The 15829-nt window shown below is 60.8% G+C and carries 12 protein-coding genes; 8 read left to right on the forward strand and 4 right to left on the reverse strand.

All coding sequences use genetic code 11. The features are described from left to right. Positions 1-2: 2 nt before the first annotated feature. The 4 genes from ACVWSC_RS07750 (at position 3) to ACVWSC_RS07765 (ending at position 5849) form a co-directional block, all read left to right on the forward strand. Entirely contained in the window at positions 3-635 is a 633-nt protein-coding gene (locus ACVWSC_RS07750; protein ID WP_442112934.1) for a DsbA family protein, read from the forward strand. Further along, the gene (locus ACVWSC_RS07755) at positions 628-2460 is read left to right on the forward strand and encodes an ABC transporter ATP-binding protein (protein WP_442112938.1); all 1833 of its coding nucleotides are present in this window, start codon (positions 628-630) and stop codon (positions 2458-2460) included. The genes ACVWSC_RS07750 and ACVWSC_RS07755 overlap by 8 nt, the downstream gene beginning before the upstream one ends. A gap of 107 nt (positions 2461-2567) precedes the next feature. Then, positions 2568-5024, forward strand: coding sequence for an EAL domain-containing protein (locus ACVWSC_RS07760; protein WP_442112940.1), 2457 nt, complete (start codon positions 2568-2570; stop codon positions 5022-5024). 72 nt (positions 5025-5096) lie between these two features. Further along, positions 5097-5849 carry a TenA family transcriptional regulator gene (locus ACVWSC_RS07765; RefSeq protein ID WP_442114271.1) on the forward strand — a complete coding sequence of 251 codons (753 nt, stop codon included), beginning with the start codon at positions 5097-5099 and terminating at the stop codon, positions 5847-5849. 2 nt (positions 5850-5851) lie between these two features. On the opposite strand, the gene ACVWSC_RS07770 is transcribed toward ACVWSC_RS07765, so the two are convergent. The 4 genes from ACVWSC_RS07770 to ACVWSC_RS07785 all read right to left on the reverse strand — a co-directional run bounded on the left by ACVWSC_RS07770 (position 5852) and on the right by ACVWSC_RS07785 (position 9458). Beyond that, complete coding sequence (locus ACVWSC_RS07770; protein ID WP_442112942.1) at positions 5852-6592, reverse strand: YciK family oxidoreductase; 741 nt, start codon at positions 6590-6592, stop codon at positions 5852-5854. A 98-nt stretch (positions 6593-6690) separates the two neighbouring features. Beyond that, a complete protein-coding gene (gene mupP, locus ACVWSC_RS07775; protein WP_442112944.1) occupies positions 6691-7362 on the reverse strand; it encodes an N-acetylmuramic acid 6-phosphate phosphatase MupP in 672 nt (223 codons plus the stop codon). Between the two features lie 2 nt (positions 7363-7364). Further along, positions 7365-8063: a bifunctional 2-polyprenyl-6-hydroxyphenol methylase/3-demethylubiquinol 3-O-methyltransferase UbiG gene (ubiG, locus tag ACVWSC_RS07780; protein WP_442112946.1), complete on the reverse strand. Its 699-nt coding sequence runs from the start codon at positions 8061-8063 to the stop codon at positions 7365-7367. A 63-nt stretch (positions 8064-8126) separates the two neighbouring features. Beyond that, on the reverse strand, positions 8127-9458 hold the full coding sequence (locus ACVWSC_RS07785; RefSeq protein WP_442112948.1) for a TRZ/ATZ family hydrolase: 1332 nt from the start codon (positions 9456-9458) through the stop codon (positions 8127-8129). Between the two features lie 108 nt (positions 9459-9566). Here ACVWSC_RS07785 and mtnA point away from each other — a divergent pair, with 108 nt between their 5' ends. The 4 genes from mtnA to pheA all read left to right on the forward strand — a co-directional run bounded on the left by mtnA (position 9567) and on the right by pheA (position 15825). Beyond that, entirely contained in the window at positions 9567-10643 is a 1077-nt protein-coding gene (mtnA, locus tag ACVWSC_RS07790) for an S-methyl-5-thioribose-1-phosphate isomerase (protein WP_442112950.1), read from the forward strand. A 278-nt stretch (positions 10644-10921) separates the two neighbouring features. Then, positions 10922-13549, forward strand: a complete 2628-nt coding sequence (gyrA, locus tag ACVWSC_RS07795; RefSeq protein ID WP_442112952.1) for a DNA gyrase subunit A — start codon at positions 10922-10924, stop codon at positions 13547-13549. A 96-nt stretch (positions 13550-13645) separates the two neighbouring features. Further along, positions 13646-14731, forward strand: a complete 1086-nt coding sequence (gene serC, locus ACVWSC_RS07800; RefSeq protein WP_442112954.1) for a 3-phosphoserine/phosphohydroxythreonine transaminase — start codon at positions 13646-13648, stop codon at positions 14729-14731. Then, a complete protein-coding gene (pheA, locus tag ACVWSC_RS07805) occupies positions 14731-15825 on the forward strand; it encodes a prephenate dehydratase (RefSeq protein WP_442112956.1) in 1095 nt (364 codons plus the stop codon). The genes serC and pheA overlap by 1 nt, the downstream gene beginning before the upstream one ends. Positions 15826-15829: the final 4 nt, after the last annotated feature.

Here is a 15829-nt window from a genome sequence, read left to right on the forward strand (position 1 = left end):
AGATGTCTGCACGCCTGCTCTATGTGATGGACCCGATGTGCTCGTGGTGCTGGGGGTTTGCGCCAGTGGCCCAGGCCTTGATCGCCCAGGCCCGCGACGCCGGGATCGACACCCAGTTGGTGCCCGGCGGCCTGCGCACCGGCAGCAGCGCGCTGGACGCATCGACCCGTGGTTACATCCTTGAGCATTGGCAAGCGGTCAACCAGGCCACTGGCCAGCCTTTCACCCTGGAAGGGGCGATGCCGGACGGTTTTGTCTATGACACTGAACCTGCCTGCCGGGCGCTGGTGGCAGCCCGCGGGCTCGACCGGCAGCGCACTTGGGCGTTGCTGGCGGCGATTCAGCAGGCGTTCTATCAGGGCGGCGAAGACGTCACCCGTGCGCCCGCGTTGGTAGAGCTGGCCGAGCAGGTCGGCTTTGAGCGGGCGCTGTTTGCCGAACGCTTTGCCAGTGCCGAAGTACGTTCGGCCACCGCGTCTGATTTCACTTGGGTTCAGGACCTGGGCATTGCCGGCTTCCCCACCTTGTTGGCCGAGCGTAACGGCCAACTGGCGTTGCTGACCAATGGCTATCAGTCGCTCGACGCCTTGAGTCCGCTGCTCGGCCGTTGGCTGCAGCAGGCTGCCTGTGCTTGATCTTCCCGGGTCACCCGACCCTGTGCCGGGGCCTGCCCCGGTTGCTGCCGATCGGTTGAGCTGGGCGGAAATTCGCCGCTTGGCCCTGCACCATAAAAAAGCCTTGTGGATTGCCAACGGTGTCGCGGTATTGGCGGCGCTGTGCAGTGTGCCGATTCCTTTGCTGCTGCCATTGCTGGTTGATGAAGTCTTGCTCGGGCATGGCGATGCGGCACTCAAATGGATGAATCAGCTGCTGCCCGACAGTTGGCAGGTGGCAGCGGGCTACATCGGTCTGATGCTGGTGGTGACGCTCTGCCTGCGCTGCGCGGCGCTGGCTTTCAACGTGATTCAGGCCAAGCTGTTCGCCGGCCTTGCCAAAGACATTGTCTATCGCCTGCGCATCCGCCTGATCGAACGGCTCAAGCGAATTTCCCTGAAGGAATACGAAAGCCTGGGCAGTGGCACGGTCACCACGCACCTGGTCACCGACCTGGACACGTTGGACAAGTTCGTCGGTGAAACCCTCAGCCGTTTCCTCGTCGCCATGCTGACCCTGACCGGCACAGCGGCCATTCTCATGTGGATGCACTGGAAGCTGGCGCTGTTGATCTTGCTGTTCAACCCCTTGGTGATTTTTGCCACGGTGCAGTTGGGCAAACGGGTCAAACACCTGAAAAAGCTCGAGAACGACAGCACCTCGCGCTTTACCCAGGCGCTGAGCGAAACCCTGGACGCCATTCAGGAAATTCGTGCCAGCAATCGCCAGGGCTATTTCCTCGGGCGCCTGGGCTTGCGCGCGCAGGAAGTGCGTAACTATGCAGTAGCCTCGCAGTGGAAAAGCGATGCCAGTGGCCGGGCCAGCGGCCTGCTGTTCCAGTTCGGCATTGATATCTTCCGCGCCGCAGCGATGTTGACCGTGTTGTTCTCCGACCTGTCGATTGGCCAGATGCTGGCGGTGTTCAGCTACCTGTGGTTCATGATCGGTCCGGTGGAGCAGTTGTTGAACCTGCAATATGCCTACTACGCCGCTGGCGGTGCGCTGACCCGGCTCAATGAGTTGCTGGCGCGTGCCGACGAGCCGCAGTACCCCGGTGGTATCGATCCGTTCAAGGGGCGTGACACCGTCGGTATCGAAGTGCAGGGACTGCGCTTTGCCTATGCCGATGAGCCGGTGCTCGACCAGTTGAACCTGTCTATCGCGCCGGGCGAGAAGGTTGCGATTGTGGGCGCCAGTGGTGGCGGCAAGAGCACCCTGGTGCAATTGCTGCTTGGGCTTTACAGCGCTCAGGCCGGCAGCATCCGCTTCGGTGGCTCGACCTTGCAGGAGATCGGTCTGGAAACCCTGCGTGAACATGTTGCGGTGGTGCTCCAGCACCCGTCGCTGTTCAACGACACCGTGCGCGCCAACCTGACCATGGGCCGTGACTGCAGCGACGAGGCGTGTTGGCAGGCGTTGGGCGTTGCCCAGCTCGAGAGCACCGTCGCGGCCATGCCACGCGGGCTTGATACCGTGGTCGGGCGCTCGGGTGTTCGCTTGTCAGGTGGTCAGCGCCAGCGTCTGGCGATTGCGCGCATGGTGCTGGCGGAGCCGAAAGTGGTGATTCTCGATGAGGCCACCTCAGCGCTCGATGCAGCCACTGAATACAACCTGCATCAGGCCCTGGCGCGCTTCCTCAGTGCACGTACTACGTTGATCATTGCCCACCGCTTGTCTGCCGTTAAGCAGGCCGACCGTGTGCTGGTTTTCGATGGTGGGCATGTGGCCGAGGATGGCGATCATCAGCAGTTGATTGCCGACGGTGGGTTGTACGCCAAACTGTACGGACATTTGCAACAGAGCTGAGAGTAATACACCGGGGAAATGAGAAAAGCGCTCTAGTCGGGCGCAAATAGCCTAGGCTGTGCATTTATAAAATAAAGAATCATTCGGCTCTTTGTGAAAGGGACCTCATGAAGCACACACGGACTTCCGAAGCCCCGAATCTGTTGGGCATCATCTGGCCATTTGTTGCCGTGGTGCTGTTCCAGGCGCTGTTGGGGGGCATTAGCTTGTACGCCTTGTCTGCCGTGCGCGGTTACGTGGCGGGCGAGAGCCTTTGGTCCAAGGGCCAGAAAGACGCCATCTATTACCTCAACCTGTACGCCGACAGCCACGATGAAGCGGTGTTTCGCAAGTATCAAAAGGCCTTCGCGGTGCCGCAGGGTGGGCATGAATTGCGCGCCGCCCTGGATTTGCCTTCACCGGATCTTGAGGCTGCACGCCGCGGTATCCTGCAGGGCGGCAACCACCCTGATGACGTTTCCAGCCTGATCTGGCTCTATCTGAATTTTCGTCACGTCAGCTACATGGGCAAAGCCATTGAGCTGTGGGCCGTGGGCGATAGTTTTCTCGTTCAACTGGACCAGCTTGCCCAGCAGATGCATGAAGGCTTTCGCTCCGGGACGGCAACGGCTCAGAACGTGGCCGAGTGGAAGTCACGCATTGCCACCATCAACGACGGCGTAACGCCCGCCGCCAGGGCTTTCAGTGATGCGTTGGGCGAGGGCTCGCGGGTACTGTTGCGGGTACTGTTGCTGACCAACCTTGCCACAGCCCTGTTCTTGATTGCCCTGGCCTGGAGGCGCTCAAGCAAGTTGCTGGCGCAACGTCAGGCGTTTGCCAATGCGTTGCAGGTAGAAAAAGAACGGGCGCAGATCACCCTTGAGTCGATTGGCGACGGCGTGATCACCACCGACGTCGAAGGCTGCATCGCCTATATGAACCCGGCAGCCGAACAGCTGACCCATTGGCATGCCGCTCAGGCTCAGGGGTTGCCGTTGGCGTCGTTGTTCAGTCTGCTGGATGACAATGCCGAGAAAGACAGCCAGACACTGGTCGAGCGCATCCTCAGTGGCGGTCTCAAGAGCGGCAGCGACCACACCCAATTGATCCAGCGCCTTGATGGCAGCACGGTGTCGGTCACCTTGGTCGGTGCGCCGATCATGGCTGAAGGGCAGATCAGCGGCATCGTGCTGGTGCTCCACGACATGACCCAGGAGCGCCAATACATCGCCAACCTGTCCTGGCAGGCAACGCATGATGCCCTGACCGGGCTGGCCAACCGCCGGGAGTTCGAGTATCGCCTGGAACAGGCCCTCAATGCCCTGGCGCGCAAACCCTCACAACATGCCTTGATGTTTCTCGACCTCGATCAGTTCAAGTTGGTCAACGATACCTGCGGGCATGCGGCCGGTGACGAACTGCTTCGGCACATCTGTGCCGTGCTACAGGCCGGTTTGCGCGACGGCGATACCTTGGCACGGCTCGGTGGCGATGAATTCGGCATCCTGCTGGAGAACTGTCCACAGGAGCAGGCTGAACGCATTGCCGAGGGACTGCGCCAGGCGGTGCAAAGCCTGCACTTCGTCTGGAAGGGAAGGCCGTTCATGACCACGGTGAGCCTCGGCCTGGTACACATTGCGCAGGCACCTACCACCCTGGAAGCCTCCCTGCGGGCGGCTGATATGGCCTGCTACATGGCCAAAGAGAAGGGTCGCAACCGGGTGCAGGTGTACCATACTGACGACAGTGAGTTGTCCATCCGCTTCGGTGAAATGGCCTGGATTCAACGCCTTCACGTGGCGCTGGAAGAAAACCGCTTTTGTCTGTACGCCCAGGAAATCGCCGCCCTGGGCACTGATAACGGGGCTGGGCACATTGAGATCCTGCTGCGTCTGCAAGATGAAAACGGACGCATCATTCTGCCTGACAGTTTCATTCCTGCCGCTGAGCGTTACGGGCTGATGACGGCCCTGGACCGCTGGGTGGTGCGCAGTGTGTTCAAGGTTATCCGTCAATGTCTGGATGAGCGGCACGAGGGGCCGCTGGCGATGTGCGCGATCAACTTGTCCGGCAGCAGTATTGGTGATGACAAGTTCCTGGAGTACCTGAAGCGTCTGTTTGGTGAGTATGCGATCCCACCCCACATGATTTGTTTCGAAATCACCGAAACTAGCGCCATCGCGAACCTGGGGAGTGCGATACGCTTCATCAACGAACTCAAAAGCCTGGGGTGCCGGTTCTCCCTGGATGACTTCTGTGCCGGGATGTCGTCGTTCGCGTATTTGAAGCATTTACCCGTAGACTTCCTGAAAATCGACGGAAGTTTTGTCAAAGACATGCTCGACGACCCGGTTAACCGCGCTATGGTAGAGGTCATCAATCACATTGGTCATGTCATGGGCAAGCGCACCATTGCCGAGTTCGTTGAAACGCCGATGATCGAACAGGCGCTGCAGGACATAGGCGTCGACTACGCCCAGGGGTACCTGATCGAGCGACCGCAGGTGTTTACCTGTGAAAGCCTGCAGCGCCAACGGATTGTTGCGAGACCCTTGCTGTTCAAGGCACCCGGGACCTTTCGCTGAACATCCGCACAATAATCACAAGGAATTAAGGAGCAGACAGTGATTGACGCGTTTATCCGTACGGGCCCGTTGATGGACCCGACCAGCTACCCGCTGTGGGCTCAACAGTTGATCAAGGACTGTTTCGAGAGCAAGCGCCGGGTGGTGGAGCACGAACTCTATCAACGCATGCGCGATGGCCGGCTCAGTGCCCGCACCATGCGCCAGTACCTGGTGGGCGGCTGGCCAGTGGTCGAGCAGTTCTCCTTGTACATGGCCACCAACCTGACCAAAACCCGCTATGCCCGCCACCCCGGCGAAGACATGGCGCGTCGCTGGCTGATGCGCAACATCCGCGTTGAACTCAATCATGCCGACTACTGGCTGTACTGGAGCCAGGCCCATGGTGTGAGCCTGGAAGACCTGCAGGCCCAGGATGTGCCGACCGAGCTCAACGGCCTGAGTGACTGGTGCTGGCATACCTGTGCAGCCGACTCGCTGGTTGTTGCTGTCGCGGCTACTAACTATGCGATTGAAGGGGCGACGGGGGAGTGGTCGGCGGTGGTCTGTTCAACCGGCGTGTATGCCCAGGGCTTTCCGGAGGAAGGGCGCAAGCGTGCGATGAAGTGGCTGAAGATGCATGCCCAGTACGACGATGCCCACCCTTGGGAGGCATTGGAAATTGTCTGCACGCTGGCGGGCAATAACCCGACGCAGGCGCTGCAGGCCGAATTGCGCCGGGCTATTTGCAAGAGCTACGACTACATGTATCTGTTCCTGGAGCGCTGCATGCAGCTGGAACAGCGCCAGCCCACCCGTGCTCAGGCGGAGCTGGTCGAAGGCTGAACTTACTGGGCGTTGAAGGCCTGGCCGTTGACGCCAGTGCTGTCGGGGCCCATCAAGTACAGGTACACCGGCATGATCTGCTCGGGCAGCGGGTTGTTCTCCGGGTTCTCGCCCGGATAGGCCTGCGCACGCATGCTGGTGCGGGTCGCGCCAGGGTTGATGCTGTTGGCACGTACCGGCGCGACACCTTCCAGCTCGTCAGCGAGGGTTTGCATCAGGCCCTCGGTGGCGAATTTGGAGACGCCATAAGCGCCCCAGTAGGCCCGGCCTTTGCGCCCGACGCTGCTGGAGGTGAAGATCACCGACGCATCCTGAGACAGCTTGAGCAGTGGCAGCAGGGTGCTGGTGAGCATGAACATGGCATTCACGTTGATTTGCATGACGCGCATGAAGTTGTCGCCCGACAGCTGCTCCAGCGGCGTACGCGGGCCGATGATCGAGGCGTTGTGCAGCAGGCCGTCGATATGGCCGAACTCGCTTTCGATCATGGCCGCCAGTTCGTCGTACTGATGCGGCAGGGCGGTTTCCAGGTTGAACGGGATGACCGCAGGCTTCGGATGGCCGGCCGCTTCGATCTCGTCGTAGACCTGGCTCAGGTTGGCTTCGGTTTTGCCCAGCAGCAGTACGGTAGCGCCGTGGGCGGCGTAGGCTTTGGCAGCCGCTGCGCCGATTCCGCGACCAGCGCCGGTGACCATGATGGTCCGGCCTTTGAGCAGGTCGGGGCGGGCGGAGTAATCGAACATGGGGTTACCTTGGGGGAATGGGGTGATTTTTATCGCGGGGCAAGCCCGCTCCCACCGTGACCTTGTGGGAGCGGGTTTGCCCCGCGATGCCTGTCAAATCAGCAGCCGCAAAGCGCGCTATCAAGCACCTTGCGCAGCTCCAGCGGATGATCGACCACCACATCCGCACCCCAGTTGTTGGGGTTGTCGTCTGGATGAATATAGCCGTAGCGAACTGCCGCCGTACGGGTGCCGGCATCGCGGCCAGACTCGATATCGCGCAGGTCGTCACCGACGAACAGCACGCTGGCAGGGTCCAGGTTCAGGGTCTTGCAGGCGAGGATCAGCGGCTCGGGATCCGGTTTGCTGTTTTTCACGTGATCCGGGCAAATCAGCAGTGCCGAGCGTTCGGCCAGGCCGAGTTGCTGCATGATTGGCTCAGCGAAGCGCACTGGCTTGTTGGTCACCACGCCCCACAGCAGGTTGCCTTTCTCGATATCGGCCAGCAGTTCGGCCATACCGTCGTAGAGCTTGCTGTGAATCGCGCAGCCTTGCTGGTAGCGCTCAAGGAACTCCAGGCGCAAGGCTTCAAATTCCGCAGCCTCCGGATCGAGGTTGAAGGTGACCGAAACCATCGCTTTGGCGCCCCCGGAAACCACATCGCGAATGCGCTGGTCGTCGATGGCCGGCAAGCCGCGCTCGGCAAGCATCGCCTGGCAAATGGCAATGAAATCCGGCGCCGTGTCGAGCAGGGTGCCGTCCATGTCAAAAAGTACTGCTCTAAGGCGCATGCTTATTCCTCGCGCAAGGTCTGGATCATGTAGTTGACGTCAACGTCGTTGGCCAGCTTGTAGTGCTTGGTCAGCGGGTTGTAGGTCAGGCCGATGATGTCCTTGACGTTCAGACCGGCTTCACGGCTCCAGGCACCCAGCTCGGAAGGGCGGATGAATTTCTTGAAGTCATGGGTGCCGCGCGGCAGCAGCTTCATGATGTATTCGGCGCCGATGATCGCGAACAGGTAGGCCTTGGGATTACGGTTGATGGTCGAGAAAAACACCTGGCCGCCCGGTTTGACCATGCGGTAGCAGGCGCGGATCACCGACGACGGGTCGGGTACGTGCTCAAGCATTTCCAGGCAGGTGACTACGTCGAATTGCTCGGGCATTTCTTCGGCCAGGGCTTCGGCAGTGATCTGCCGGTATTCGACTTGCACGCCGGATTCGAGCTGGTGCAACTGAGCTACCGCCAGTGGCGCTTCGCCCATGTCGATGCCGGTGACCGTGGCGCCGCGCTGGGCCATGGCTTCGCTGAGGATGCCGCCACCGCAGCCAACGTCGAGGACTTTTTTGCCGGCCAGCTTGACCCGCTCATCGATCCAGTTGACCCGCAGCGGGTTGATGTCGTGCAGCGGCTTGAACTCGCTTTCGCGGTCCCACCAGCGGTGGGCCAGGGCTTCGAACTTGGCGATTTCGGCGTGGTCGACGTTGCTCATGGAACGGTCCTCTGAAACTTTGATTAAAGGTGTTACGGGCGGACAGCCAACGCTGCCCGCCGGTTATTCGGTGTGCTCGCCAATGCGCTGGCCCCAGTTGCTGGCAGTGGCGTGCAGTGCCTGTTCGTCCATACGGGTCAGGCGGCGCTCGTCGAGCAATTGCTTGCCTGCGACCCAGACGTGCTTCACGCAGTCGCGGCCGCAGGTGTAAATCAGTTGTGAAACCGGCTCGTAGATCGGTTGCTGAGCCAGGCCGGACAGGTCGAATGCCACCAGGTCGGCGGCCTTGCCTATTTCCAGCGATCCAGTCAGTGCTTCCAGCCCCAGCGCTCGGGCGCCATTGAGCGTCGCCATGCGCAATGCCCGATGGGCATCCAGCGCCGCTGCCGAACCGGCCACGGCCTTGGCCAACAAGGCCGCCGTGCGGGTTTCGCCGAGCAGATCAAGGTCGTTGTTGCTGGCTGCGCCATCGGTGCCGACGGCCACATTGACACCCGCCTGCCACAGGCGTTCGACCGGGCAGAAGCCGCTGGCCAGCTTGAGGTTGGATTCCGGGCAATGCACCACACTGGTGTTGCTTTCTACCAGCAGGGCCAGGTCGTCGTCGCTGACCTGGGTCATGTGTACCGCCTGCAGGCGCGGTCCGAGCAGGCCGAGACGGGCCAGGCGCTCCAGAGGGCGCTCGTTGCGGGTTGCCAGCGATTGCTCAACCTCGTAGGCGGTTTCATGGATGTGCATGTGAATCGGCGCATCCAACTCCTCGGCAATCACCCGGATTTTTTCCAGGTTCTCGTCACTGACGGTATAGGGCGCATGCGGGCCCATGGCGACGGTGATGCGCGGGTGGTGGCGCAAGTCGCCGAACAGCTCGACCGCCTGGTGCAGGCCTTCCTCGGTGCTGCGGGCGCCCGGGATCGGGAAATCCAGTAGCGGCACGGCGATCTGGGCACGGATACCACTGTTGTGCACCCGTTCAGTGGCGATCCTGGGGAAAAAGTACATGTCGGCAAAACAGGTGATACCACCTTTGATTTGCTCGGCAATCGCCAGGTCCGTGCCGTCGCGCACGAAGTCTTCATCGACCCAGCGGCCTTCGGCGGGCCAGATATGTTGCTCAAGCCAGGTCATCAGCGGTAGATCGTCAGCCAGGCCGCGAAATAGTGTCATGGCCGCGTGGCCGTGAGCGTTGATCAGGCCGGGGCTGAGCAGGCAGCCTGGCAGCTCCCGGGTTTCGGCCGCTACGTAGCGTTCGGCTTCGGCCCGAGGGCCGATGAACACAATCTGGCCATCGCGAATGCCCAGGCCATGATCCTTCAATACCACCCCGGCAGGTTCGACAGGCACCAGCCAGCTAGGCAGGAGCAGCAAGTCGAGCGGCGTAGCGGGTTTGGGCATGGCAGGATTTCCCTGGGCACTTGGACTGAGGGCGAAGTATACCCGAGCGTCTGCGCCCGGGGCTCGCTATAATCGTACGCTTTTGATGTCCGGATGATGGAGTGAGGCATGCGCGATCGGTTACTGGCGGCAGACACGGTGAAAGCCATCGATTGGCGCGACGGTGTCCTGTACCTGCTCGACCAGCGCGCGCTGCCGTCGCAACACCTCTGGCACGCCTGCGCCGATGCTGCGCAAGTGGCCCAGGCTATTCGCGCCATGGTGGTGCGCGGGGCGTCCGCCATTGGCATCAGTGCGGCCTACGGCCTGGCCATGGCGGTACGCCAGCGCCTGGCGCAGGGTGACGATTGGGAAATGGCTCTGGAGGAAGATTTTGACCTGCTGGTGCATGCACGCCCCACCGGTGCCAACTTGTTCTGGGCGCTCAACCGCATGCGTGAGCGCTTGCTGCGGGTCAAGGAAGGCGAGGATGTGGCGGCAATCATGCTTGCCGAGGCAGTGGCCATCCACGACAGCGACCGCGAAGCCAATCTGACCATGGCGCAGTTGGGGGTCGAGCTGATGCGCAAGCATCAGGGCAATGAACAGGCGATCCTGACGCACGGCAATACCGGTGCGCTGGCGACCGGGGGCGTGGGGACCGCGCTGGGCGTGATCCGCGCAGCGCACCTGGAGGGCATGGTCGAGCGGGTGTATGTCGATGAAACCCGACCCTGGCTGCAGGGCTCGCGCCTGACGGCCTGGGAATTGGAGGGGGCGGGCATTGCGGTAACGGTCAATGCGGATTCCGCCGCTGCGCACCTGATGAAAACCAAGGGTATTACCTGGGTTATCGTTGGTGCCGACCGCATTACCGCCAATGGCGATGTGGCCAGCAAAATCGGCACTTATCAGTTGGCGGTCAACGCCATGCACCACGGCGTGCGTTTCATGGTCGTGGCCTCCAGTTCCAGCATTGATATGAATCTGGAGAACGGCGAAGACATTTTGCTCGAAGAGCGCAGCGCCAGTGAGTTGCTGGACTTCGGCGACAAGTGCCTGGGGGCAGCAGTCGAAGCCTTTAACCCGGTGTTTGACGTCACGCCGGCTGACCTGATCGATGTCATAGTGACCGAGAAAGGTATCGTCGAGCGGCCCGACACCGTCAAGCTGGCTCAATTGATGTGTCGCAAGCGTTTGCATTGACTGTTTACACCCGTCTGGCGCCTGTTGTGGCGATTAGCGGGCGTTACTGACGAGCAGTAGGGTAGTAGTGCCGCAGGCTACTCCCACCGTCTGGGCGATTGTGGTAACATCCGACGGTTTCCAAGGCAGCCCAAGAAGGCTGTCTTTACTGCGCAGATCCATGGCTTAACTCGTTGATTTGTCGTAAGTCGCTGCAAGGAGTCGCTTTGCAGCGGCGAGCTTCGTTCGTCCCATATGGATGTGACGAGGTTTCACCAGAAAAAGGAATCAGGCTTCTCATGGGCGAACTGGCCAAAGAAATCCTCCCGGTCAATATCGAAGACGAACTGAGACAGTCCTACCTCGACTACGCGATGAGCGTCATTGTCGGGCGTGCACTGCCCGATGCGCGTGATGGCTTGAAGCCCGTGCATCGCCGCGTTCTGTATGCGATGAGCGAACTGGGTAACGACTGGAACAAACCGTACAAGAAATCCGCCCGTGTGGTCGGTGACGTGATCGGTAAGTACCACCCGCATGGTGATATCGCCGTTTACGACACCATCGTACGTATGGCTCAGCCGTTCTCGCTGCGTTACCTGCTGGTCGACGGCCAGGGTAACTTCGGTTCGGTGGATGGCGACAACGCCGCTGCCATGCGATACACCGAAGTGCGCATGACCAAGCTGGCTCATGAACTGCTGGCGGACCTGCACAAAGAAACCGTCGACTGGGTGCCCAACTACGACGGCACCGAGCAGATCCCGGCGGTCATGCCGACCAAGATCCCCAACCTGCTGGTCAACGGTTCCAGCGGTATCGCCGTGGGCATGGCGACCAACATTCCGCCACATAACCTCGGTGAAGTCATCGACGGCTGCCTGGCGCTGATCGATAACGCCGATATCACGGTTGATGAGCTCATGGAGTTCATCCCGGGGCCGGATTTCCCGACGGCTGCCATCATCAACGGCCGCCAGGGCATCATCGAGGCTTACCGTACCGGCCGCGGGCGCATTTACATGCGTGCGCGCTCCACGATCGAAGACATCGACAAGGTTGGTGGCCGCCAGCAGATCGTCGTTACCGAGCTGCCTTACCAGCTGAACAAAGCGCGCCTGATCGAAAAGATCGCCGAGCTGGTCAAGGAAAAGAAACTCGAAGGCATCACTGAACTGCGCGACGAGTCCGACAAAGACGGTATGCGTATCGTCATTGAGCTGCGTCGTGGCGAAGTGCCAGAGGTGATTCTCAACAACCTCTACGCCCAGACTCAGCTGCAGGCAGTGTTCGGCATCAACATCGTTGCGCTGATCGACGGCCGCCCGCGTGTCCTCAACCTCAAGGACCTGCTCGAAGCGTTCGTTCGCCATCGCCGCGAAGTGGTTACCCGTCGTACTGTGTTCGAGCTGCGCAAGGCGCGTGAACGTGGCCATATCCTTGAAGGTCAGGCGGTTGCGCTGTCCAACATCGATCCGGTCATCGCCCTGATCAAGGCCTCGCCGACCCCGTCGGAAGCCAAGGAAGCACTGATCAGCACACCGTGGGAATCCAGCGCAGTGCAGGTCATGGTCGAGCGCGCCGGTGCCGACTCCTGCCGTCCGGAAAACCTCGACGAGCAGTACGGCCTGCGTGATGGCAAGTACTTCCTCTCGCCAGAGCAGGCCCAGGCCATTCTGGACTTGCGCTTGCACCGCCTGACCGGTCTCGAGCACGAGAAGCTGCTGGCCGAATACCAGGAGATTCTCAACCAGATCGGCGAGCTGATCCGCATCCTCAACAGCGCCGAGCGCCTGATGGAAGTGATCCGCGAAGAGCTCGAGCTGATCCGCGCTGAATACGGCGACGTGCGCCGCACCGAAATTCTCGATGCGCGTCTGGACTTGACCCTGGGTGACATGATTCCGGAAGAAGACCGGGTTGTGACCATCTCCCATGGCGGCTACGCCAAGACCCAGCCGCTGGCGGCCTACCAGGCCCAGCGTCGTGGTGGTAAAGGTAAATCGGCTACCGGCGTCAAGGACGAGGACTACATCTCGCACCTGCTGGTCGCCAACAGTCACACCACGCTGCTGCTGTTCTCCAGCAAGGGCAAGGTGTACTGGCTCAAAACCTATGAAATCCCTGAAGCTTCCCGTGCCGCACGTGGTCGACCGCTGGTCAACCTGTTGCCGCTGGACGAAGGTGAGTACATCTCGACCATGTTGCCGGTCGAAGAGTACACCGAAGGTCACTTCATCTTCATGGCCACCGCTAACGGTACTGTGAAGAAGACCCCGCTGGAGTCCTTCAGCCGTCAGCGCAGCGTCGGTCTGATCGCGCTGGAACTGGACGAAGGTGACGTGCTGATTTCCGCCGCCATTACCGATGGTGAGCGCGAGGTCATGCTGTTCTCCGACGCCGGTAAGGTCACTCGCTTCAAAGAGTCCGACGTGCGCGCCATGGGCCGTACCGCTCGCGGTGTCCGCGGTATGCGACTGGGCGAAGGGCAGAAGTTGATCTCGATGATCATTCCGGAGGAGGGCAGCCAGATCCTCACCGCTTCCGAGCGTGGCTATGGCAAGCGTACCGAGATCGGCGAGTTCCCTGAGTACAAGCGTGGCGGCCAAGGTGTAATTGCCATGGTCAGCAACGAGCGTAACGGTCGTCTGGTGGGTGCTGTACAGGTGCAGGATGGCGAAGAAATCATGCTGATTTCCGACCAGGGCACCCTGGTACGTACCCGTGTCGGCGAAGTGTCCAGCCTGGGGCGTAACACCCAGGGCGTGACCCTGATCAAGCTGGCCAGCGACGAAACCCTGGTAGGTCTGGAGCGTGTCCAGGAGCCGTCCGAAGAGGAAGGTGACGAGGACTACGAAGAAGAGGCGGGCGCCATTGATGCACCAGAGGCTCAGGCCGCTGGCGATGAAGAGGCACCGCAGGAATAAACAACGCAGTAGCGTAACCCTGGTGGGGTGGTCGTCGCGGTGCATTGTGCGCCGCCGACCACCGCCACGGACATCAAGAGCAGAGCGAGAGTGGATGTGAGCAAACGAGCCTTTAACTTCTGCGCAGGCCCTGCTGCGCTCCCTGACGCTGTCCTGCAGCGCGCCCAGGCCGAAATGCTGGACTGGAACGGTAAGGGTCTGTCCGTGATGGAAATGAGCCATCGTAGCGACGACTACGTAGCCATTGCCGAGAAGGCCGAGCAAGACCTGCGCGACCTGATGTCCATTCCCGCCAATTACAAAGTGTTGTTCCTGCAGGGCGGTGCGAGCCAGCAATTCGCTGAGATCCCGCTGAACCTGCTGCCTGAAAGCGGCACTGCCGACTACATCGAAACCGGTATCTGGTCGAAGAAGGCCATCGACGAAGCGCGTCGCTATGGCAACATCAATATCGCGGCCAGCGCCAAGCCTTACGACTACCTGAGCATTCCTGGTCAGAACGAGTGGAACCTGACCCCGGGCGCCGCCTACGTGCATTACGCTACCAACGAGACTATCGGAGGTCTGCAATTTGACTGGGTGCCGCAAACCGGTGACGTACCGCTGGTCGCCGACATGTCCTCGGACATTCTGTCTCGTCCGATCGACGTCAGCGACTTTGGCCTGATCTATGCCGGCGCACAAAAGAACATCGGCCCGAGCGGCCTGGTGGTGGCGATCGTGCGTGAAGACCTGCTCGGTCGTGCCCGTAGCAGCTGCCCGACCATGCTTGACTACAAAATCGCGGCCGACAACGGCTCGATGTACAACACTCCAGCGACCTATTCCTGGTACCTCTCCGGCCTGGTGTTCGAGTGGCTGAAGGAGCAGGGTGGGGTGGCGGCCATCGAGCAGCGCAACCGCGCCAAGAAAGACCGTCTGTACGGCTTTATCGACAGCAGCGACTTCTACAGCAACCCGATCAGTGTCAACGCCCGCTCCTGGATGAACGTTCCGTTCCGTCTGGCGGACGAGCGCCTGGACAAAGCCTTCCTCGCCGGCGCTGATGCCCGTGGTCTGCTCAACCTCAAGGGTCACCGTTCGGTAGGCGGCATGCGTGCCTCGATCTACAACGCGCTGGGCCTGGACGCTGTGGAGGCACTGGTGGCCTACATGGCTGAATTCGAGAAGGAGCACGGCTGATGTCGGAGCAGGAACTCAAGGCGCTGCGGGTGCGCATTGACAGTCTCGACGAGAAGATTCTCGAGCTGATCAGTGATCGCGCGCGCTGTGCCCAGGAAGTGGCGCGGGTCAAAATGGCTGCGCTGCCTGCAGGCGAAGAGCCGATTTTCTATCGCCCGGAGCGTGAAGCCCAAGTGCTCAAGCGTGTCATGGAGCGTAACCAGGGGCCGCTCGGCAACGAGGAAATGGCCCGTTTGTTCCGTGAGATCATGTCGTCGTGCCTGGCGCTTGAGCAGCCGCTCAAGGTCGCTTACCTGGGGCCTGAGGGTACCTTTACCCAGGCGGCCGCCATGAAGCACTTCGGTCATGCGGTGATCAGCAAGCCTATGGCCGCCATCGACGAAGTGTTCCGCGAAGTGGCGGCCGGTGCGGTCAACTTTGGCGTGGTACCGGTGGAAAACTCTACCGAAGGTGCGGTCAACCACACCCTCGACAGTTTCCTCGAGCACGACATGGTGATCTGTGGTGAAGTCGAGTTGCGTATTCACCACCACTTGCTGGTGGGCGAAAACACCAAGACCGACAGCATCAGCCGTATCTACTCCCACGCCCAGTCGCTGGCGCAGTGCCGTAAGTGGCTGGATGCCCATTACCCGAACGTTGAGCGTGTTGCTGTATCGAGCAACGCCGAGGCGGCCAAGCGGGTCAAGGGTGAGTGGAACTCGGCAGCTATCGCCGGTGATATGGCCGCAGGCCTTTACGGCCTGACGCGTCTGGCCGAGAAGATCGAAGACCGTCCGGACAACTCTACGCGCTTCCTGATGATCGGTAATCAGGAAGTGCCGCCGACCGGCGACGACAAGACCTCGATCATCGTCTCCATGAGCAACAAGCCGGGCGCCTTGCACGAGTTGCTGGTGCCGTTCCATGAGAACGGTATCGACCTGACCCGTATCGAGACGCGTCCATCGCGCAGTGGCAAGTGGACCTACGTGTTCTTCATCGATTTCATGGGCCATCACCGCGACCCGTTGATCAAGGCTGTTCTGGAGAAAATCAGCCAGGAAGCCGTGGCCCTCAAAGTATTGGGTTCCTATCCCAAAGCGGTGCTGTGAAGCA

This window comes from Pseudomonas sp. NUPR-002 (assembly GCF_056322725.1).